The organism is Desulfosporosinus sp. FKA, assembly GCF_002196785.1.
GTDB classification, from domain to species: Bacteria; Bacillota; Desulfitobacteriia; order Desulfitobacteriales; family Desulfitobacteriaceae; genus Desulfosporosinus; species Desulfosporosinus acididurans.
The window spans coordinates 96,044-118,035 of record NZ_NAHZ01000010.1; the positions used below are offsets into that span (position 1 = coordinate 96,044).

Below are 21,992 nucleotides of genomic sequence, written 5' to 3' on the forward strand. Positions count from 1 at the left end.
TTATTCCACTCCTTTCTCAAGACCCGCGTGCCCAAAATCTTGACCTGCATCGAATGCATCCAAGCCAACGGCAGCTTCTTGGGTCTTTGCCTCGTATTGATCAATGGGCAGGATTTTCTCACCCAAAGTATAAATAATCATTCCCATCGCAATCAGTCCAAAGCTCGTTACCCATTCGGAAAGGGTCGGGTAATAATTCCCTGGTGGGAGTCCGTTTAAGACAGGGACGATAAAGGGAGGGACAATCATATTGAAGCGAACGCCAACGACTCCAACAATTGTCATGATCGCTGCGGCCAAAACCCACTTTACGGATTGGCGTGTTTTTTTGTAAAAAACAAGAATCAATGGAATCACCATGGCAAGTCCCATTTGAAAAACCCAAAAGGACCACCAGAATGGGCTGGCTGTCATCGTTTTAATCGTTAGGAGTTCTTCACTTTTAAGTCCGTAAAGGCCAATAAGGAATTCATACCACTCCAGTCCGAGCTCAATGGCCAGGAACATTCCCATCAAGGTTCCCAGGGACTGAACCATGGTCCGGTCATGAGGACGATGAAATACCCAATTCTTAATAACATAGAGGGCAATGGAGAGAGCTGTTCCGGAAACGAGAGCCGAAAGAATAAAGATGATGGGGAAAAGTCCACTGTTTAAAAAAGGACGTGCTTTGTCTACGGCAAAAATCGAACCCGTTCCTCCATGGACACCAAAGATTGCGAGGGGTATTCCCACACTTCCTAAGATTTTAAGTAGACGCTTGTCCCAGGCAAGTGATTCTTCTGAAACATCCGTATAGCCAAAAGTCAGGAACTTAGAAAGTTTGGCAAAACGCCCTTGGCCTTCAGACCGTTTGACCAGATCCGGGCGCATTGAATAATAGAGCTCAGTAACTAAGAGCAAAATATAAAGTATATAGAAGTGGATTTCCCACGCCATCGTACTCATGATGTTCCAATTGAGCAGAGAATTAAAGACATGGTCAGGACGGCCGATATCCAAGAAAATAAAGGCGATGGCGGTAATCATACTGGCAATCGCCGATAAAAGAGCTGAACGCCCAATTTCTCCATATTGCTTCATGCCAAAGGCAAAGATCAACGTCGAAAGGAGAAACGAGCCGGCACTCATGCCGATAAAATAAATATAAAAAGCAACCCAAGCTCCCCAGGGAACAGTGTTCGTCAAGTTCGTTGAGCTCATTCCCTCCAATAAATACCCTTTTACAAGAGAAATCATCCCGACAACAAAGATAATTCCTAAGACAGTCCACCACTCCCGTTCGATACGATGAAGCCTCGAACCGGCGCTTGTCGTTTGCATAACTATCCCCACTTTCTTGGTTTTCCTCTCCAAATGTCAGCGCAAGTAGATAACCCGCGGCTCAGTTCCTTGGTCCTCTTTCAAACGGTAAGCCCTAGGACTGGCTGCTAATTTGGAGACGACGCTGTTCGGATCATTCAAGTCTCCAAAATATCGGGCATCCCCAATGCACGTTTCTACACATGCCGGTTCTTCACCCCGCTCCAAACGATGGAAACAAAAAGAACACTTGCGTACGACGCCTTCGGGAATCTTTCCGTTTCTGCAGGGTCCGCGTTTTTTACCATATTCCGGAGCTTGAACATCATTGTAGCCTAACATTTCCTGTTCATAACTTGCGCCGTCATCATAGGAACGGGCTCCGTAAGGACAGGCACTAATACAGTACCGACAGCCTATGCACCGATCATAATCAATGACAACAATCCCGTTGTCTGCTTTGTAAGAGGCCCTGACCGGACAAACCTGGACACAGGGCGCCTTATCACACTGCATGCAGGGGCGGGGAATATTAACCCGTTTTACATTAGGGAATATTCCGTCCTCCAGCTCCAACAGGACATTATAAGAAACCCCGGGTGGGGTACGATTCTCCGCCTTACACGAGACGGTACACGTATCACATCCGACACATTTTGTCAGATCAATGACCATCCCCCAGCGGGGCTGTTTTTTGGCGGTTTGAGCTGCATCTGAACTGCGCATGGGGTACCTCCTTTTTTTGTACAATAGTTTTTTTCTTGTGCTCATAAGCGACATAATATATTGCAATTACTGTACCAGAGTAAAAAAAGCCTTAAACCCTAGCTTTCTAGGATTTAAGACTTTCATTACTCTGACATTTTTACAGAGCAGCTATGACATATTTTCAGAGTCGTACTCGTCGAGCTTCCGATACAACTGACGTACACTGATTCCAAGGATCTTCGCAGCATGAGTCTTGTTGCCTTTGCAACAATCCAGAACCTTGACAATGTGCTCTTTTTCGAGCTGGGCTAGAGAAACAAGCCGCTCATTTTGCGGTTGGCCGAACGCGTGAAACTGCGGAATTAGGAGGTCCTTCCCCTCAATTTCCACTCCTTGGCTAAGGATGATACCCCTTTCAATCATATGGGCCAGTTCCCTCACATTTCCGGGAAAGGGATAACGGCGAAGGTCTTTCAAGGCTTCAGGTGTCATTTTCAGTGGTTTTACCCGGCTGTAGCGTTTGAGAAAATGCTCAACTAACGGTTCGATATCCTCCGGACGTTCCCGCAAAGGAGGAATCGTCAATTTCATGACATTCAGACGGTAGTATAGATCCTGGCGAAAATTAGCGTGTGCTACTTCTTTTTCTAGGACACGATTAGTCGCTGCAACCACTCGAACATTTACTTTGCGCAAGCGGGATTCACCGATCCGCCGGTATTCTCCACTTTCCAAAAAACGCAAGAGCTTAACTTGTAAGTTCAGCGGCATCTCCCCAATTTCATCAAGAAAAAGCGTTCCCTGATGCGCTACCTCGACAAGACCTTTTCTCTCCTGGGAAGCACCGGTAAAGGCTCCTTTGACATGCCCGAAAAGTTCAGATTCCAACAGGTTTTCTGGAAGCGCACCAGAGTTAATCGCAATATAGGGTTGCTCCGACCGTTTCCCCCAAAGATGCAGGGCCTTCGCGAATAACTCTTTACCGGTGCCGCTCTCTCCTTCAATTAAAACCGATATATCACTGTCCGCCAGCCGCTGGGTAAGCTCAATCCATTTCATCATTTCCGGGCTCTTCCCAATAATCTGGAAGCTCTCTTCCGGGTCGAAGCCGGAGGTTGTTACGGCTTGATTCACGAGAGCTTGACGAAGTCCGGTATTCGTCTCTTTGAGACGCTTTTTCTCCCAAGCCATCTCGGCCATGGTTTCCAGCTCCGCCAAGGCATATGGTTTACGTAAATAGTCATAAGCCCCCAGCTTCATCGTCTCTATCGCCGTCTCGACGGTACCATGCCCGGTAAGCATCAGAATTTCCATCTCCGGGTTCACTTCTTTACTCCAACGCAGGAGCTCAACCCCGTTCATCTGCGGAAGATTGATATCATAAATCCCAAGATCGAAATTCCGAACCTCTAAAGCCTTCTGCGCTTCGAGGCTGTTCAAATAACCTTCAACAAAACATCCCTTGCGCTCAAAACGATCCACGAGCAAATCCAGCAAATCCTCTTCATCATCAACAATAATTAACCTCAAATTTTCCCACTCCGGGGTGTTGCCCCTCGCTCCTTCAGCCACTCCTTGTCACTCCTCATTTCACCCCGGCATTTTTATAACCGGCAAAGTAATCTGAACCTTCGTTCCCTGGCAAGGTTCACTTTCTATCTGAATCGTCCCTCCCATTCGAGCGATAATGCCGTAACTGATGGCCAGTCCCAGTCCTGTTCCCTTGCCCACCTCTTTGGTCGTAAAAAACGGATCAAAAATCTTGGACAAAAGCTCAGGCGCTATCCCCTCGCCGTTATCATGAACTGTGATTTCCAGGATGCTTTCGCCTTTTTTGGTCCTTGTTTGAACCTCAATCTGAAGTTCTCCCTGCTCCGGAAGTGCATCCACGGCATTGCTGAGGATATTCACGAACACCTGAACAAGCTGCAGTGCATCTCCTTTAACCCCTGGCAACGGGCTTTCCCAGCGTTTCATGACCCGGATCTGCTTTTTTCGCAGTAGGATTTCAAGGAGCGCTAAACTTTCCTCAATCACCTGCTCCACGCCAATCTCTTCAACCTTCCACTCTGATTTTCGTGAAAAGTTTAAAAGGCTCTGGGTAATTCTTTGAGCTCTCCCGACATGCTTACGAATCGTCCGCAAAGAGCGCTTCATCCGTTCCGGTACGGTGCCTCCGTTTCCCACAAAAGGCTCGGCGATCTGTTCTTCTAAATCTTCGGCATAACCTTGAATAATGGCTAATGGATTATTGATTTCATGGGCAAAACCTGAGGCCAATAAGCCTAGAGCCGAGAGTTTATCTGCTTGGATTATTAAATCCTCCATGCGGCGCTGTTCAGTAATATCCTCAATCACCATCAGATAACCCGGTTCATTGGGTCGGGCATGGTTTAAGGGATAAAGTCGATGTCTAAAGATCTTTTGCCTGGCTGCATTGCCTTCGTCCGGGCGATTCAGATAAGAAATTACATCCTCCTTCCAATCAGTGCCTGAAGAATTTTCCAGAGGGCAATTCTCGCAGGGTTTTTCTGAATTCCCAAAGAACGTATAGCACTTATCCTTCTGGGGAAGAAAAGAAAAGCCTTCTCCTACCCAATGTTCCAGAACCGGGTTCATCCAGGTGACCGAAAAATCTTTCTCCAAAAGAGCCAAACCCGCACCAATCCCATGCACAATCGTGTCTAAACGTTCTTTCTCCTGGATTAGGTTTTCGGACTGAGCTTGCAGCCGTTCCATCATAAAGTTAAACGTCCCGGCCAGCTGCCCCAACTCGTCTTTCCGATCTTCCGGAACCCGTTCCTCCAGGCGCCCGCGCGAAACAATCCAGGCAGCCTCTTCAAGGCGCTCGACCGGACGGGTAATGGATAAACCATATACGATACTCGCGGATATCGAGATCACCAAGATAAAGAGGATAAAGATCAAAAAGCGCGTTATTAACTGATTGATCGGAGCAAAAGCCACTGCAACAGGCTGCTCAACCATAACTCCCCAGCCATTGCGCGGCAGCACTTCATACCCACCGATCACTTCCTGGCCGGTATAGCTGAGATACTGATTCAAAGCGGGCAATTCCTGAGGGTTTTTATACATAAGGAAATTCTGTACTGTATAGCTTTGGCGAACGTCTGCTTTTTCCAGGAGGCGAGTAACATCCGAATCCGCAATCAGGCGTCCCGAGGGATCGACCACGAAAAGATCGGCTTTCGGTAAAGGATTTGGCGTCTTTAAGGTTGTCAGTAACCCTCTCAGGCGGAGTTGAATCCCTATACCACCCGAAAAATCCGCATCAGCATCCAAGGGCACAACAATCTTAACGGTGGGAATTCCGCTGCTCAAAAAATGGACATCACTATAGGAAAGTTTATCTAGGGTTAGGTTCTTGAGCAAATTGGGGTTCGCCCAATTCATTTCAGGCTGAAAGATCCGAAACCGACTCACTCCTCCAATAGCCTCACCTTGCGCATTCAGGAGGACGACTTCATCCGCCAGAGGAAATTCCTGTAAGAACCGGTAGAACTGAAGCTGCAACTGAGGATCATGACGGAGTCTGTCTACCTGAGAATCATCATGGGGATGTTCCGGATCCGTTAGATTGATCGCCAAACTTTTCAGAGATTCCTCGGTATGTTCAAGCGACAGATCAACTTCTTGAGCAATGCGAGCGACTAACAAATTGTTTTGTGTTTGAACACTGCGTTGCAAATCCAACTTGGCAAAATAAAGATAATAGCCGCTGATAAGGAGCACCGGAAGAATAGATGCTAAAACTCCGAAAAGAAGCGTTCGTACTCGGATACGATACCACCAAGGGAGGTGGATCGATTCAGGACCGATTTGAGGATCGAGACCCTTCATCGCACGTTACCTCCTCTCTCATTTCTGAATCGTATCCACTTGTACAGCAAAGCTCTGCCCGGTAGGGGATAATTTCTCACCAATCCTTTGGATCGCCAGGCGATTGACTTCCAGTTGGACCGAGTCCGGCATATCAAAAGGGATTGACTTTTTTTCTTTCAGCATACGAATGGCTAAACGTGCAGCCTGGTAACCCGAATCATGATAAGAAAGTCCGTAAGCTGCCGTATAACCGGCAGCCACTTCGGTATCATAGAAGCCCATCACCGGGACCCGCTCTTGAAGTTCAAGATCACGGATTTTGCGGACGTTGCTTTCAATAGTATAACTCGGCAAAAGCAGTATCGCTTCATTCTTTTGAAAATCATGGTTCTGCAAACGGCTTAAACCCAACGTCTCACTAACAGGGATATCTTCATAACGGGTTTTAGAACCCAGGATCTTATGAACTTCGTCCAGGGCTTGTTGACTTGCTTGAATGCCCGGATCATAAACATTCAGGATTTTAGTCCGATCAGGAAAAAGAAGCTGCAGAAGTTCAAGACGTTTCCCGGTCAATTCCACATGCCCATTATCAATCCCGGAGACGGGTATTTCCCTTGCTTTAAATTCATCCGCAAGGTCTGAAGCTGAAGTCACTCCAATCATAAGAACCGGAATTTTCGATTTTTCATCGGAAGCATGCAGAATAGCCTCCGCCTCCGCGAAGCCTGCAGCCACCAAAAGGTCCGGGGCTTGGCGGACCAATTCCTTAGCCTCGACAGTAAGTTTCTGCGAATTACCCTCCGCATTCAAAACTTGAAAGCTCATCTTCCCCTCACCGTAGCCTAATTCAGCCAAGCCCTGCTTAAACCCCTCAAACTTGGCTGTTCTTGTAGAATCAGCAACTAAAATGCCAACCTTCGTTACCTGAGGAGAGGGGCTTTTTGCGGAACAACCGGTTAAAAGGATAAGTCCAAGAAAGCTTAGAAGGATCCCTTTGCGCCATCGAAAAAAAGAAAACTTCATACGTTACTCATGATCTCCTTAACGTTTTAGGTATTTTTAGCTTTTTCTATTGAGCGTCTCTATTCCTTTTCTCTACTTCACTGAATCGCTTTTCAGTCAAGTAAAAAAATATTTTAAGAAAAGTTAGTATCTTGAAATATAGTTTTATCAAAGTACCCTCATTAGCTTAACATATAGCAAGCACTAATGAAATTTTTTAAAAAACAATTTTATCCATCCTCCTCTATCTATTTTTCTATATATATTTATCTCTATCTGACCCATCAGAAACCGTCTTGATTACACCCCCTGTGGGGCTCTTTTTTTTATTTATATTTCTCTTTTTTGGGGTGATGGGTAGTTTCTTGGACACAAAAAAACCCGTGGAGGTTTACAAGATTGCTCCTGCTTACACCCCACGGGTTTCTGCATACATTATTTTTATTCTGCAGTCTTTATTTTCTTTCTGCAGTGTTTATTATTATTGAACAGACAGTTGTCGCATTTTATTAACATTCTACTCAACCGTCACGCTCTTGGCCAAGTTTCTCGGCTTATCGACGTCACAGCCTCTGGCCACAGAGACATAATAAGCCAAAAGCTGGAGCGGAATAACTGTGAGAATCGGAGCAAGTTCATCTCTGGTCTCAGGAATATAGATAACCTGATCTACCGCCTTAGCTAGGCTGGTATTGCCTTTGTAAGTCATCCCGAAAACTTTGGCATCACGAGCTTTTACTTCCTTGATATTGGAAACGGTTTTGTCGAATACCTCCCGTTGAGTTGCCAGAGCAAGGACGGGGGTTTGTTCTGTGACGAGGGCCAACGTACCATGTTTCAATTCCCCTGCCGCATAGGCCTCAGCGTGAATATAGGAAATCTCCTTCATCTTGAGAGCACCTTCCATAGCAACCGCCCAGTCTAAGGAACGGCCCAGGAAGAACGCATCCTCAACGCCGACAAATGATTTGGCTAGTTCACGAATACTGCTCTCTTGGTCAAGTATTTCCTGCACTTGAGCAGGGATATTTTTTAAACCCTGAATAATTTCCCCGATCTTGTTTGCCGGTAAGGTTCCTTTGACTTGAGCAAGGTATAATCCGAGCAGCACCATTCCTTCTAATTGAGTTGTATAAGCTTTTGTTGAGGCTACTGCGATTTCAGGACCGGCCCAAGTAAAGATTACATCATGAGCCTCCCTGGACACCGTACTGCCTACAACATTGGTGATGGCAATTACACGTGCACCCCGGTTTTTAGCCTCCCGCAAAGCTGCCAAAGTATCCGCTGTCTCGCCGGACTGACTCACAACTACCACAAGGGTGTGTTCGTCGATTAATGGGGACCGATAGCGGAACTCTGAGGCAATGTCTACTTCCACTGGGAGATGTGCCCAGCGTTCAATCAGGGTCTTACCGACTAACCCGGCATGCCAGGCTGTTCCACAAGCAACAATATAAACTTTATGAATTTGAGCGAGCTCGTCCGAGGTCAAATCGACTTCCTGAAGAACAACCTTTTCCTCTTCCAGACGCCCCAGCATCGTATCTCGCAAGGCCCTAGGCTGCTCGTGAATTTCTTTAAGCATGAAGTGCTCATAACCGCCTTTTTCCGCTGCTACAGCATCCCACTTAACATGCATGACTTCTTTGACGCGGGGATTTCCGGCAAAATCCGTAATTTTTACCCCGGTTTCTTGGATAACAACCATTTCACCGTCATCTAGAATATAGACCTGGCGGGTATGGTTAAGGATCGCGGTAATATCGCTCGCTATAAAAAACTCTCCTGTACCAAGCCCTACAACCATCGGGCTGTCCTTACGGGCCGCCACCAGCTTGCCCGGTTCTTTGCGGCTGAGTACGACCATAGCAAAGGAACCGCGAATAATCGCTAAAACTTGGCGAACAGCTGCTTCCAAGTCTCCTTGGTAAAAATCTTCAACAAGGTGTGCTAAAACTTCTGTATCTGTTTCCGAGACAAATGAGTGCCCTTTTTCGATCAGCTGATCTTTTAATTCCAGATAATTCTCAATGATCCCATTATGGACAACAGCAAAATCAAGCCCGCAGTCCCCATGAGGATGGGCATTGACCTGGGAAGGACGACCGTGAGTTGCCCAGCGAGTATGGCCAATACCTATACAGGACTGAGAATAATTTTCTCCGATTTCCTTCTCTAAAGCGGCCAACTTGCCTACGCTTTTGGACACAGAGATACCCTGGGCATCCAACACGGCTACCCCAGCTGAATCATACCCGCGATATTCTAATTTCTTTAAACCTTCTACCAAAATAGGAATAGCAGTTTGCTTTCCCACATATCCAACGATACCACACATTTTATTTTTCTCCCCTCAATCTCATCGTTATACTTCTTAAAATCGTTTTTCAAATACGAGAAAAAGCCGCCCTACCTCGGACGACTTCGTTGTTTCAGCTTTTGGACATTAAAAGTCAAGGGGTCCATATAGGCAGACTAACCCCTTCTCTTGTTCACTCACCCTTTGTCCCGGAAATTGCTCTCTGGTTTTATGTAAGCGTAACGGTGACAAGCCACCGAGAGGGACCCGCCGAAAGATTCGATAACCCTCTTCCTCGTCGACCTTAAAGGTAATAATAGATAAGGTCCTGGCGCTTAAACGTCTCTGAAACAACGCAATTCAATTTTACCCTAACCCGTAAACATAGAAATTCCTAACTGATCTTTTCTTATAGCATCACCCCTTTCAAAGAACAAGCTTGATAAGGTCGAAATCCGCGACCGAATCATTATCCCGTTTTTAAGGCCACCACTTCTACAATGGGGGCCCTTCGTTCACTCCACTAAACAAAAGGTCCATGTGCCGGTCAGATACGTATGTTTTATCACAAAGTTCCATCCGGAAGGTCTCATAATAGATGCTGCCAAAGCATTCTATGCTTCAGGACTCATATCTGTTCCAACACATGAACCAATTATACGCTAAACTAAACAAGTTATTCAATGGTATCTTTATGCATCACACTTAATAATCATATCGATAACACTTTGGGCTAATTGCGTCAATTTTTCCTGATCCGGTCCTTCAACCATCACTCGAATCAAAGGTTCCGTTCCCGAAGGACGTACTAAAACACGGCCTCGCCCGCCCAATAACTCTTCAGCTTCCTTCACTTTGGCTAGAACTCTCTCATCGGACATTAAACGTTCTTTATTGCTTACCCGAGTGTTCAGAAGCACCTGAGGCAATCTCTGCATTTGCTTAGCCAACTGGGAAAGAGGAACTTGCCGTTCTTTGACCACCGACAGCAAATGAAGAGCAGTTAATAAGCCATCACCCGTGGTATTTTGATCTAAGAAAATGATATGGCCGGACTGTTCTCCGCCTAATCTGGCTCCCGTCCGCAGTAATTCCTCCATGACATAACGATCTCCCACTTGGGTTTCATAAACGGTTATGCCGGCTTCTTTAAGGGCTAAACGCAGCCCCAGATTGCTCATAACTGTTACAACTACGGCATTTTCCGCTAAGGTTCCTTTCTCCTTCTGAGCCAAAGCACAAATCACCATAATAAAGTCCCCATCCAGGATATTTCCATGCTCATCGACGGCAATCAAGCGATCAGCATCACCATCATTGGCCAGACCCAGATCAGCGCCATGCGCCAAAACAGCCCGCTGCAGTTCCTCAGGATGGGTCGATCCGCAGCCCGCATTGATATTTACACCGTCCGGATTATGGAAAATCGGAATGACTTCTACGCCAAATTCCCGCAGTGCCGCAGGTCCTACACAGGCTGCTGCGCCGTTGGCACAGTCTAAAACTACTTTAAGGCCATCGAGGCGCCCTACGGACTGCTTAAGAAAGTTTATGTACCGTTCTCCAGCATCCTTAACCTCAATAACCCGTCCGACCTCCCCGCCGATGGGGGAATCCCACGGTTTATCGTCATTTACAACAATACTTTCAATCTCATCTTCAATGGCATCGGGTAATTTAAATCCAGTGGAATCAAAAAATTTTATACCATTATCTTGAACAGGGTTATGGGACGCTGAAATTACCACGCCTGCACTAACGTCTAAGGTTCGCGTTAAATAAGCAATCGCAGGTGTCGGCAAGACGCCTACCTTTAACACGTCCGCTCCAACAGAGCAGATTCCCGCGATTAAGGCAGCTTCAAGCATATCCCCTGAAATCCGGGTATCCTTGCCTATCACAATTCGAGGGTGTGGATGCTCCTTGCTCAAAACATACGCACCTGCTTGCCCAAGTTGAAAAGCAAGGCTTGGTGTCAGCTGGCTGTTGGCCACGCCGCGCACCCCATCGGTTCCAAAGAGTCGACCCAAATCCTTTCTCTCCCTTTCATCACTTTTTTAACTCGATGAGCTTACATGAACATTATCTAATTATAACCATATGGACGAGATGTTCAACTTATTTTTTAACATGTCGTAATTAAGGTTTTGCATGGAAAGGCATACTTTAATCGCCTAACACTCCTATTCTACTCCATCAGCGCATAATGTGCCATAAGGTGCTCGGCCATTCTTAAGCCGTCTACCGCCGCACTTGTGATGCCGCCGGCATAACCGGCACCTTCTCCCGCCGGATATAATCCTGCCAGGTTTAAAGATTCCCCTCGCTCATTACGCACGATGCGCAGAGGAGAACTTGTCCTCGTTTCAATTCCTGTCAAGGTCGCTGAAGGCCCCGTAAACCCATGAATTTTCCGCTCAAATTCCTGCAAAGCTCTGCCAAGCACCTCCCCAATTTCCTGGGGCAGGACACTATGCAGATCACAGGACGTAATACCCGGCAGATAACTGGCAGGCAAGTCAAAATCATCTGATACCCGGCCCTCTAAAAAATCCCGTACTCGCTGTGCCGGGGCATGATAGCTGCCGCCTCCGGCAGCGAAAGCTTTACTTTCCCATGTTCGTTGAAACTCCAGGCCTGCCAAAGGATGCGAGGTCGTAAAATCATCAGTCCCAATAGTTACGACGATAGCACTATTGGCTGCGTTCGTATCCCGTGCATATTCGCTCATGCCATTAGTCACTAAGCCGCCTTCTTCCGAAGCAGCGGCAACAACCTTTCCTCCGGGACACATGCAAAAGGCATAGGCCCCCCGACCGGTCCCTGCGTCCTTATAGGTCAATTGATAATCCGCAGGGCCAACCAAAGGATGTTTCTCAACACCATACTGTGCTAAATTAATCAATGTCTGAGGGTGTTCGATACGCAAACCTATGGCAAACCCTTTTCTCTCCAAAGTAATGTTTTGCCCATGGAGGAATCTATAGACATCCCGAGCACTATGCCCTACGGCTAAAACGACTGCCTCAGCGGAAATTTCTTCCTGGCCGTTTACCATGACACTTTGCAGGTGACCTCCTGATGACTTTAAAGTTGTCACTTTAGCTCGAAACCGAACTTCGCCGCCAAGGGAAATGATTTCTTGGCGAATCCCCTTTACGACGTCTTTAAGAATGTCTGTACCGATGTGCGGTTTCGCCAGAAACAGGATCTCGGAGGGTGCACCGTGCTTAACGAAGGTTTCTAATACTTCTGTGATACGACGATCTTGGATACGAGTTGTCAGTTTCCCATCGGAGAACGTTCCCGCCCCTCCTTCGCCGAATTGAACATTACTCTCAGTGTCCAGGTTCCCCGTCTGCCAAAATTGCTGAACTTTTCGCGTCCGCTCGTCCACCGAATCTCCCCGTTCCAGCACTAAGGGCCGATACCCTTTACGGGCTAAGGCCAAGGCTGCAAAATATCCGGCCGGGCCCGAGCCGACGACGATAGGGCGATGTCGTAACTTTTTCACAGGCTTTGACCAGACTACAGGAACTTCCGGCGGAGCTTCTTTTAGTCCCGGAATTCTTGATATAAGCCGATATCCTTCTTTTTTAGGAATTTCCAGCGAAAACTGAACGGTATAATCAAAAACAAGATTAGGTTTCTTACGAGCATCTAAGGAACGGCGCAAGAAACGAAGTCCCTGAATCATTGCTTCAGGGACCTTTAACTTTCGGGCCATGACAGTTCTTAATAAACCATCATCCTCGACAGGAATTCTTAAACTTGTCCATATTAAATCCACGTTTATTATTCTCCTTTAAGCCTTCGCTTTAAGGCTATAGGTTACTTGTGGCGTTGTAATCATGGTAACTCCAGGTGGCAGCTGCCAGAGAAGCTGGGTATTAGGATAACTGCCTTCAGCTTGACCGGAAGCATCTACCCACAGCTGGATTTGAGTAGGCGTTAGGTTATTTACGACATCCGGAAGGCCTTCAACCACCACATCGACTGGCGATATTCCCTGATCAACCTGAAGATCTTTGCCAACATTTCGGATGTCAACAGGAACACCTGTAATAGTTTTTTGAATTGGTCCGGCCCCTATCTGAGCAATAACACTGATTGTCGTTCCATTGAGGAAGGAGACTCCCGACGGCAGGGTAACCTGATCCGGAGGAATCTGAAAGGTTTTGTCTTCAGTCAGGCCGCTAAGATCAACGGGACCGATGGTCAGAGAATCGAAACCCTTTAAGGCCTGGGCACTGCCTGAAACCTGCACACTGGTAGGTGAAGCTATTACGGATTTAAGTACTTTCCCCTGAGCCACTGTACCGGTAGTTTTTACCTTGAGGGAGATCATCTTAGTAGACATACCTTTGGCTGTAATCGGAACAATAACATCGACACTGCTCGGATAAGCGGATAAGATATCGACACTAGGGTTAGGACCAAGAATAGGTTTACCTGCTTTATCGCGAAAACTTACGGCCGGAGAAACTTCAACAGTATCATTGGCACCCGCTATGCTGACTTCTGCGGTGACTTTATCTAAGTTTGAAACAACCGAACTCGGTCCCCTGACATTTACCGCCGAAGGTTTAACAATAGGAGTCCCAACTTGGAACCCATCGGCAGGATTGCCAGACATGGCAACCCGAACCGGAAGAATTTTCTCCTGAACATTATCCAACGTTAGTTTTATGCTTGCCGGTTGACGATCCACTACAGTCGTTCCTACAGGGGCATTAATGATAACTGAATAGCTGTGTTCTCCAGCTGTTGCCCCGGAAAGATCCACCTGAGCATATATGTCTTTAATATTGGCGCTGGGATTAATTCCCTGGAAACGGACACTGATTAAAGGAAGCTGACTCATCACGACCATATTTTGCGGCAGGTTGGTAACGACCAAAGGAACCGTCAACGTTTGGTCAGATATTATTTTATCAGCACTTCCTTGATTCATAACAAAGAGCCAAAAAAGTATGGCAACTAAAAACGAAAGCAATTTAACACCGAGGTTTCGCCGTAAAACATCAATCACTAGCTACCACCTCCAAAAAGGAATTGTCGGGGAAGAGGTGCCATTCAGTTCAAGTTCCCTCAGCAACAATTCACGTAACATTTTATCGTCCATAAAACGAGTCAAAGCACCGTCAATTCCCACAGAAATCGCACCGGTTTCCTCTGAAACAACAAGAGCTATGGCATCTGTAATTTCTGTCAGGCCCAAAGCAGCCCGGTGTCGGGTACCTAAATCTTTCTGAATATTGGGGTTTTCTGAAAGAGGAAGGAAACAACCCGCTGCGGCCACACGATCTGAACGAATAATAACTGCCCCATCATGAAGCGGTGTATTCGGAATGAAAACATTGACTAAAAACTCGGAGGAGACTACCCCGTCAATTTTGATACCAGTCTCTACAAAATCCTGGACTCCGGTTTTTCGTTCAATGACGATCAAAGCTCCAATACGATTCTTCGAGAGCACTTGAGTACAGCGCACCAATTCCTCAACGACCTGTTCTAAAGAATTAATGCCGGGAGTTAAAGGATGGCGTGTTAAAAATCGACCTCGGCCAAGCTGCTCCAGCAATTTTCTAAGCTCAGGCTGGAATACCACCGGAATAGCAATGACAAACATCTGGAACAATTTGTCAAGAATCCAGCTTAATGTACGCAGTTGAAAATATTTCGCCAAAAGGTAGGCAACAAGAAGCACCAAAACACCTTTGACCAACTGAACTGCCCGAGTTCGTTTAATGAGCATATAGAATTGGTAGAAGACCACTGTCACCACAAGAACATCAATGGCATCCAACCAGCCAAAATTACGAAATTGAGATAAAACCCCCGTCATGGTCTTCCCCCCTTCTTATATACTCTAAAAAGTCATTTCTTATTGATTCTCCACACATCGAAAAATACCTTGCCATTTAAAAATATTTTTATAGAGTTTAAATAATTTTTTGCCCTGCAAGAAGACCGAAACACCCTGTTAACATCATATCCCCATAGGGGGCCGCTTCATACCAATTTAAAGATTTTGCCATACTTCTTTTAGGACCAGTAACAGCCACAAATTCCCAGCCGGCTTTCATATCCGGATGTCCTGTTGCGCCATGACCTCCATGACGGAAAACTTCTTCATTGGTCAATTCCCCTGCCTGAAAACGTTTGATAAAGGCGGCCAATGTTTCAAGAGTCAACATACTCGTATGATGTTCGAAAATCCCATAAACACGTTCTCCCCGTATAGCAGCAGCAAGCGTATGGGAATTCCCGATATTAACCGCTAAAATACCCTGCTCCAGGTAAGGCTTCACCAACGGATCGGCCATAATTCCCAACAGCGCAGCAGTCCCGGTATCCGTAATTGCAGCACCCGGCAGGATCTCCCGCACAGCCCTCATCCGGGTATAGACTTCGGGGATTTCTTCTTTGAAAACCAGCGTTCTCAAATCTCCTCCCCGAAGTACAAAATCTTTCCATAACTGAAAGCGCAGCGTTCGATTGCTTTCTGTTCGGCTAAAACCGTGATCCTGAACAGCTACGGCCCAATTCTGGGGGTAGTCTAAACCAAAAGCTCCCATCGCCTGCTCCAAGGCTAAGATATCAATATCTCCCATCCAGATAGAAGCTGCAGCATTGGGAGCTTCCGGACAGAGTTCAACTCCCATAGACTTAACTTTTTCCAAGTTATCATTAAATGTTAGAGCAGCTTGAGGGGCAGCATAGGCCTTGAGACCTAAGGCTAGGTGTTCTTTTAAAGCTTGGGTACAGGCTCCGCCGCCCATCATATAGCCATGCAGAAAAATCTTCCTACCGTTTAAGCTGGCTTTTCGTATCTGAGCTGCCACGACCTGCGTACGACTGGGAACAATAAACTTAGGACAATTTTCTAACGCGACCCCAGATTGATAAAGAAGGATATCTTGTGTACCGGAACCAACATCAACAGCAATTAAATTATTACTCATTTCCAACACCTTCTCCAGCCATATCCGTAACCATCCTTTGGCTGCGGCATACAATCATCTTCGGACATACTACTAAACTTTAGTAGGGATTGCAATTATTTTAGTAATTTTCTTCCCATCAAGGGCTTAAAGATTTTCACAGCTTGCTGCGGGCAAAGCTCCTGACAGCAAAAACAGCGAATACACGCTTCTAAATCTACAACAGGGCGTTGCTGCTCATTCATGCTCAGAGCTTTTGGCGGACAGTTATTGACACAGTCTTTGCACCCCACACAACTAGTATGGTCAAAAACAGGGCGCGGGCGAACACGATTAAGCACAAACTTCTTGGCCCTTTGGGGCATAGGCACCATATCCAAGAAATTGGTCGAAACAGCTTTGGGTATTATAAAATCCTGAATGCGCCAGAGAGAACGGGCATCTCCTTTTATCTGAATTTCTTCCAGGCTGCTGATTAATCCCCGATTGCGGGCCGCCATCACTGTAGGTACCTTTTCTGGCTTTAAACCAATCAAATCAGCCGCTACAACATCTAGAGCGAAAGGGTCCCTACTTAAGATCAAAGCTCCAACATTGCGTGGTCTGCCTGCTGATGGGCCGTCTCCTTCCATTGCTGTTATTCCATCCATAATACTAAAGGCTGGTTTGGCCCAAGCAGCAATATCCACTAAAAGATCGGCAAAATCAGCGATCTTAAACATTTTTAAATGATATTCTGCCTTAAGCAGACCAGGAATAACACCAAAAAGAATTTTCACAGCCCCTGTAAAGGTCATCATCCCGTGAGTTTTGAGCTTTGAAAGAGGGATAATCACATCTGCATTGAGAGCGCAATTTGTTACGGTCAGACTTTTAACTAATTTCCCTTCAGGATAGGGAATAGTTGTTTGGCCAATATCTTCATTAAGAAGTGCTCCCGTCCTTTCGGCGACGTCACGCAGGCCAGATCGGGCATAGACCGCTTGCAGAGCACTCAGAGTGTAAGGCCCCCCGGGACTGTCTCCAATAATCGGAATCCCGCCCGCTTCCTGAACCAGACGAACAACTGCCTCAACAACGCTGGGATGAGTCGTAACAGCTTCCTCCGGCCGCTTCTTCATCAGAAGATTAACTTTCAGCAATACCTTTTGACCGGGCTTCACAAACTCGGACATACCGCCCCATTCTGCCAAACCATCTCTCAAGCTCAGTTCAACATCAGCGGTATAATCCGGGCAATATTTTAAAACTACTTTTTCCTGTTCCTGCACTTAGCTTTTCACCCTCTCCAGATCGTTAAAGAGATTCTCTCCTCCTCCTGGGAAAGCACTGAATTTAACGTCATGATTAACCTTTGCTTACTTATATATCCATTTATAGAGTTTTACCCTGCCGAAAACAGAGAATAGATGCCTTCATTATACAATGTTTTATATAGAGAAGGAAATTACCAGTAAACGGGAATTTGTCTTTTCATTCCCAAAATGTACCATTTGATGAAGCAACTTGTCATGTTATACTACTGTTGTCTTCAATTTTAATAGGAGGATACATACATGAATAAACGTTTTAAAGTGTTCGCAGGAATTCAAATGGCTTTACTCATGACCACGATTGCTATGCCGGCACAGGCCGCCCTGCTGATCGGCGGTTCACAATCCTTACCGGGGTCTGCCTCAGGTTCAGTGGTTACCCTCCGATCGACAGCACCTGCCGCGACGCAAGTAGTTTCTGCTCCGACTACCACCACGACAGCTTCCGGAACTCAATCAACAACGTCTGTATCTACTACGCCCTCAACTCAGAATTCTGCTCCAACAGTCAACACCCTGCCGACTACGACTAATTCCAGCAGTGTTGTTTCTTTAAAAAATATTTATCCGACCTCGATTCCTTCCACATCGGTGACTGTCCCTACTTCAACACAGGGAACGGGAACGTCAACAAACTACTCCTCAACGCCTTCAACCGTTCAATACCAACCGGTGACAGTAACAATTGGACAACCAAGCCTCGGAGGAAGCGTTGTTTCCTTAAAAAATATTAACCAGTCATCATCCTCTGTTCCGGTGACCTCGACACCTCCAACCTCTAACACTTCCCCGACATCCTCCTCAAGCTCTCCAACAACTACACCTACGACTCCCGCCATTCCTGCGGTTACTTCTTTGACACCCGATGAACAGCAAATGGTGGATATGATTAATCAAGAACGCGCCGCCGCCGGTGTTGCCCCCCTCAAGGTAGATTTTCGTTTAGTTTCAGTTGGACAAGCCAAGGCCGACGATATGAAAGCGAATAATTATTTTGACCATACATCACCCACTTACGGCAGCCCTTGGGCCATGATGCAGGAGGTAGGATTAACTGTTGGCTGGGCTGGAGAAAACATTGCCGGGAATGACTCTGTTTCCGGAGCTATGGCGGCTTTTATGCAAAGTCCTGGCCACAAGGCCAATATCCTTGATCCCCGCTTTACCCATGTGGGCGTAGGAATCGCTTACGGAAGTGCCTATGGTAATCTTTATGTTCAAGAATTTTTACAAGAATAGAAATCTGTATACAGCTTCCTCAAGACCACTAAATAATAAATACTGAAATGACGTATTTGAAAAACAAACTCCGCATTACTAGCAAACGCTGTGCTGAGTTTGTTTTTTTTGCTATGCTTGGAACTCTCGTGCCCAGCTATTATCCTATTCCGGCTTGTCAGCAGACGTGATTAAAGAGAATTTTTACAACTGTACGGCTGACGTTGTGGACCAGGTACTCAGGCGGAGGTTCCCAATCCCACCCTTGACTTAAAACCGTTTTTACAGCCCGCGAGATGGCTTCCGGTTCACATCCCGCAATGAGGTTACTTCCTGACTCTATAGTTTCTGGTCGTTCCGTCACATCACGCAATGTTACATTCGGTACCTTATAGAGACAACACTCCTCCTGAACAGTTCCGCTGTCACTTAAAACACAGAAAGCATTTTGCTCCAAATGCACAAAATCAAACAACCCTAAGGGTTCAACGACTTGAATGCCTGTTCCGGCTAAAGTCCTTTTTTGCCTCTCTAACTGAGAACGGGTTCGCGGATGAAGACTGCAAATAAGGGGCATTCCGTATTCATCAGCTAACCCATGCAGTGCAGTGATAAATTTGGCCATGCGTTCCTCATCGTCGACATTTTCAGCACGGTGTAACGTCACAAGGAAATACCTCTTGCTGTCCACGCCCAAAGTCTGCAGCGCTTGGCTTTGTTCAATCCTGTCTGAGTAATGCCTAAGCACTTCCCCGATTGGATTGCCCGTTACATAGATACGTTTTCCGTCGATCCCTTCCCTAAGCAGATTGGCCCGGCTTCGCTCTGTATAAGGCAGCAAAATATCACTGCAATGATCAACCACTCGCCGGTTAATTTCCTCCGGTACCCGGTCGTCATAACAACGGTTGCCCGCCTCCATATGGTAAACCGGAATACGCAGCCGTTTCGCCGCCATCGCAGTCAAGGCACTGTTGGTATCCCCTAAAATTAGCAGGCGGTCCGGCTTCTCCTGAACCATCACCTGTTCACACCGGCTCAATATCTCGCCGATTTGTCCCATCAGCGTTGAAGCCCTGCATTCCAGCAAATAGTCCGGGGGCCTCAGCTTTAAGTCAGCAAAAAATATAGCGCTTAATGTTCGGTCAAAATTTTGACCGGTATGCACGAAAATATGCTCACAAAGGCTATCCAAAATAGGAATGATCCGGCTTAAACGAATGATCTCAGGGCGCGTACCCAATATAGTCATTATCTTCATTGCTGGAGTTCCCTTCTAATTATTAACGGTCCTCTCCATAAATCTTCTTCATCCACTCCACGGTCATGGGTAAACCATCTTCCAGCACTACCTTGGGATCATGTCCCAGATCAGTCATCGCTTTGCGAATATCAGGCCGTTTACTAACCGTATTGTGCTTATCTTCCGGAAGATAACTAACTAATTTCGGATTGCCCTTCGTATATTTAAGCACTAAATCACTTAATTCTTTGACACTGCGGTATTCCCTTCCACCGATGTTATATACCTCTCCAGGCATAAAATTATTAGCAACGTTGGCCATTGTCGGGATCAAATCATCAACGTACATAAAGACACGGTGATATCCTTCAAAAACATCGTAGGGTATACCCTTTAAGGCTCGATAAACAAAGAGGCAAACAACACTGCGGTAGGGGTGATAATATTCTCCAGGGCCATAAGCATTGAATAAACGCAATCTAACAATCGGGGACTGAAATTTTTTCTCAAAATTCAGAACCTGAACTTCATTGACCCATTTGGTTAAGGCATAATCATTATGCTGAATTATTGTCTTTTTCAAGGGTAAGTCTTCCGTCAACACAGGTTCTGCCGCTTCCCCATAGATTTCAGAGGAACTAGTAAATACCAGCCTGAAACCTTTTTTCAATTGCCACTCCAGAATGTTACGTGTCCCGATAACATTTGTTTTCCAAAGTGTGTCATAATAATGTTCTCCATTAATCCTGCCAAATTCAGCCGCTAATAGATAAACAAAATCATAATTTTGTTCAAAAACCCGTTCCAACTGGCGATATTCCGCAATATCCGCCCTAAAATACTTATCTCCCTGATGGTGCTGTAAATCAACTTCCCAAACCTCATGCCCCCGGCTTTGCAGTACTCCTACTAAGGGTGAACCTAAAGTTCCCTTACTGCCGATTACCAATATTTTGGCCATCTTATTTGCTCCTTTTCTCACTGATTAGACTTATTATATTTATAGAACCCGGCTATTCCCTGAAGGCTATAAGCCGTTATCTAATTCTAAAGGAAGCTCCATCTCTAAGGCCCTTTGCCGTTCCAATACTACCCCATCTGCAACGCTTCCTTCGTTTTCGTTCTCCTGATCATCCGTCACTCTAAAGCCGGCACTCCTAAGCTCAGCAGCGGTAAATAAAGGGTCCTCCACCCAAACAGTATTCCCGGCCGCTTCTAAAGCGCTGACCAAATCAACCCCTCTGCTATGCTTAAGATCCTTAACCCCAGTCTTATAGCTTACACCTCTGACTAAAACTTTCTTACCGCTCCCCACCTGACGCACTATCCTGCTTCTGTATTGCCGATCAGCCTGTTCCGCCCCTTCCAGCAAAGTTGAGTGACAAACAGATCGCAAGAAACGCATATCCTTGGGCAGGCACTCTCCGCCAATGCCCCAGTCGGTTTCAAGAAGTTCAACGTTATTTTTACTGTTTACAGCGCGTCTTAGCTCGTTATAATCCACTCCCTGGTCTGCACAATAACCGTAAATTTCTTCAGCAAATACCACATCTATATAACGTTTGACATTCTCAACGACCTTAGACAGCTCCGCCACCCTGATATCAGATACTTCCACCAGCCCAGGAACCAAGGGAGCATAGAACTGACGTCCTTTTTCCAAACAGGCCTCCGTAAAGGCTCCTATTACCCGAGGGGTATCACAAACGGTTTTGTCAACGCCAAACATGACTCGATGGGGCACATGGATTAAATAAATATCAGTTCCCACGGTTAACCCTTTTTCCGCCAAGAATTCACGCACTCGCCGCATTGTTCCAGGAGGCAATGTCGATTCTACAGAAATTAAAGAGCCCGGACAGAGTACCATCTGGTCTAAAGCCGCAAATAGATTTTCCCCTTGATTACCCGTGGAGGGAGCCATTAACCAAACATCGATCTCAGTTAAATCCCGATAATCCCCAGTTACCCTATAACCTTGGCGCCTTAATTCATCAACTCTGCGCTCATTCACATCCACTCCGATTACATCTCCGGCAAATCTCTGACAAAGGAAGGCGAAAAGATTAAAACCGATATTCCCCAAACCCACGACACAAATTTTCATTTTT

The 21,992-nt window shown here is 46.2% G+C and carries 16 protein-coding genes; 1 reads left to right on the forward strand and 15 read right to left on the reverse strand.

Annotation, left to right across the window (positions count from 1 at the left end; genetic code table 11):
* The 12 genes from nrfD to B5771_RS01505 form a co-directional block, all read right to left on the reverse strand.
* Nucleotides 1–1,323 carry an NrfD/PsrC family molybdoenzyme membrane anchor subunit gene (nrfD, locus tag B5771_RS01450; RefSeq protein ID WP_088185937.1) on the reverse strand — a complete coding sequence of 441 codons (1,323 nt, stop codon included), beginning with the start codon at nucleotides 1,321–1,323 and terminating at the stop codon, nucleotides 1–3.
* A gap of 36 nt (nucleotides 1,324–1,359) precedes the next feature.
* Nucleotides 1,360–2,028 (reverse strand): 4Fe-4S dicluster domain-containing protein, encoded by a 669-nt coding sequence (locus B5771_RS01455; protein WP_207652667.1) that lies wholly within the window; start codon nucleotides 2,026–2,028, stop codon nucleotides 1,360–1,362.
* 150 nt (nucleotides 2,029–2,178) lie between these two features.
* Nucleotides 2,179–3,582, reverse strand: a complete 1,404-nt coding sequence (locus B5771_RS01460) for a sigma-54 dependent transcriptional regulator (protein WP_083996366.1) — start codon at nucleotides 3,580–3,582, stop codon at nucleotides 2,179–2,181.
* An 18-nt stretch (nucleotides 3,583–3,600) separates the two neighbouring features.
* Nucleotides 3,601–5,871, reverse strand: coding sequence for a PAS domain-containing sensor histidine kinase (locus tag B5771_RS01465; RefSeq protein WP_088185938.1), 2,271 nt, complete (start codon nucleotides 5,869–5,871; stop codon nucleotides 3,601–3,603).
* An 18-nt stretch (nucleotides 5,872–5,889) separates the two neighbouring features.
* Nucleotides 5,890–6,879, reverse strand: a complete 990-nt coding sequence (locus B5771_RS01470) for an ABC transporter substrate-binding protein (RefSeq protein WP_047811875.1) — start codon at nucleotides 6,877–6,879, stop codon at nucleotides 5,890–5,892.
* 496 nt (nucleotides 6,880–7,375) lie between these two features.
* Nucleotides 7,376–9,199, reverse strand: coding sequence for a glutamine--fructose-6-phosphate transaminase (isomerizing) (gene glmS / locus B5771_RS01475; RefSeq protein WP_088185939.1), 1,824 nt, complete (start codon nucleotides 9,197–9,199; stop codon nucleotides 7,376–7,378).
* A gap of 653 nt (nucleotides 9,200–9,852) precedes the next feature.
* Entirely contained in the window at nucleotides 9,853–11,190 is a 1,338-nt protein-coding gene (gene glmM, locus B5771_RS01480) for a phosphoglucosamine mutase (protein ID WP_088185940.1), read from the reverse strand.
* 158 nt (nucleotides 11,191–11,348) lie between these two features.
* The gene (locus B5771_RS01485) at nucleotides 11,349–12,950 is read right to left on the reverse strand and encodes an FAD-dependent protein (RefSeq protein WP_088185941.1); all 1,602 of its coding nucleotides are present in this window, start codon (nucleotides 12,948–12,950) and stop codon (nucleotides 11,349–11,351) included.
* A 15-nt stretch (nucleotides 12,951–12,965) separates the two neighbouring features.
* Complete coding sequence (locus tag B5771_RS01490) at nucleotides 12,966–14,192, reverse strand: CdaR family protein (RefSeq protein WP_088185942.1); 1,227 nt, start codon at nucleotides 14,190–14,192, stop codon at nucleotides 12,966–12,968.
* 3 nt (nucleotides 14,193–14,195) lie between these two features.
* The gene (gene cdaA / locus B5771_RS01495; RefSeq protein WP_088185943.1) at nucleotides 14,196–15,008 is read right to left on the reverse strand and encodes a diadenylate cyclase CdaA; all 813 of its coding nucleotides are present in this window, start codon (nucleotides 15,006–15,008) and stop codon (nucleotides 14,196–14,198) included.
* Between the two features lie 97 nt (nucleotides 15,009–15,105).
* Nucleotides 15,106–16,128 carry a DUF1786 domain-containing protein gene (locus B5771_RS01500; protein ID WP_088185944.1) on the reverse strand — a complete coding sequence of 341 codons (1,023 nt, stop codon included), beginning with the start codon at nucleotides 16,126–16,128 and terminating at the stop codon, nucleotides 15,106–15,108.
* 95 nt (nucleotides 16,129–16,223) lie between these two features.
* On the reverse strand, nucleotides 16,224–17,378 hold the full coding sequence (locus B5771_RS01505; protein ID WP_088185945.1) for a DUF362 domain-containing protein: 1,155 nt from the start codon (nucleotides 17,376–17,378) through the stop codon (nucleotides 16,224–16,226).
* Nucleotides 17,379–17,663: 285 nt separating this feature from the next.
* Between B5771_RS01505 and B5771_RS01510 the strand changes: the two genes are divergently transcribed.
* Nucleotides 17,664–18,659, forward strand: coding sequence for a CAP domain-containing protein (locus B5771_RS01510; protein ID WP_088185946.1), 996 nt, complete (start codon nucleotides 17,664–17,666; stop codon nucleotides 18,657–18,659).
* A 157-nt stretch (nucleotides 18,660–18,816) separates the two neighbouring features.
* Here B5771_RS01510 and wecB read toward each other — a convergent pair whose 3' ends face one another.
* The 3 genes from wecB to B5771_RS01525 form a co-directional block, all read right to left on the reverse strand.
* Complete coding sequence (gene wecB, locus B5771_RS01515; RefSeq protein ID WP_088185947.1) at nucleotides 18,817–19,899, reverse strand: UDP-N-acetylglucosamine 2-epimerase (non-hydrolyzing); 1,083 nt, start codon at nucleotides 19,897–19,899, stop codon at nucleotides 18,817–18,819.
* 22 nt (nucleotides 19,900–19,921) lie between these two features.
* On the reverse strand, nucleotides 19,922–20,842 hold the full coding sequence (locus tag B5771_RS01520) for an NAD(P)-dependent oxidoreductase (protein ID WP_088185948.1): 921 nt from the start codon (nucleotides 20,840–20,842) through the stop codon (nucleotides 19,922–19,924).
* A gap of 66 nt (nucleotides 20,843–20,908) precedes the next feature.
* The gene (locus B5771_RS01525; RefSeq protein WP_088185949.1) at nucleotides 20,909–21,988 is read right to left on the reverse strand and encodes an NAD-binding protein; all 1,080 of its coding nucleotides are present in this window, start codon (nucleotides 21,986–21,988) and stop codon (nucleotides 20,909–20,911) included.
* Between the last annotated feature and the right edge of the window lie 4 nt (nucleotides 21,989–21,992).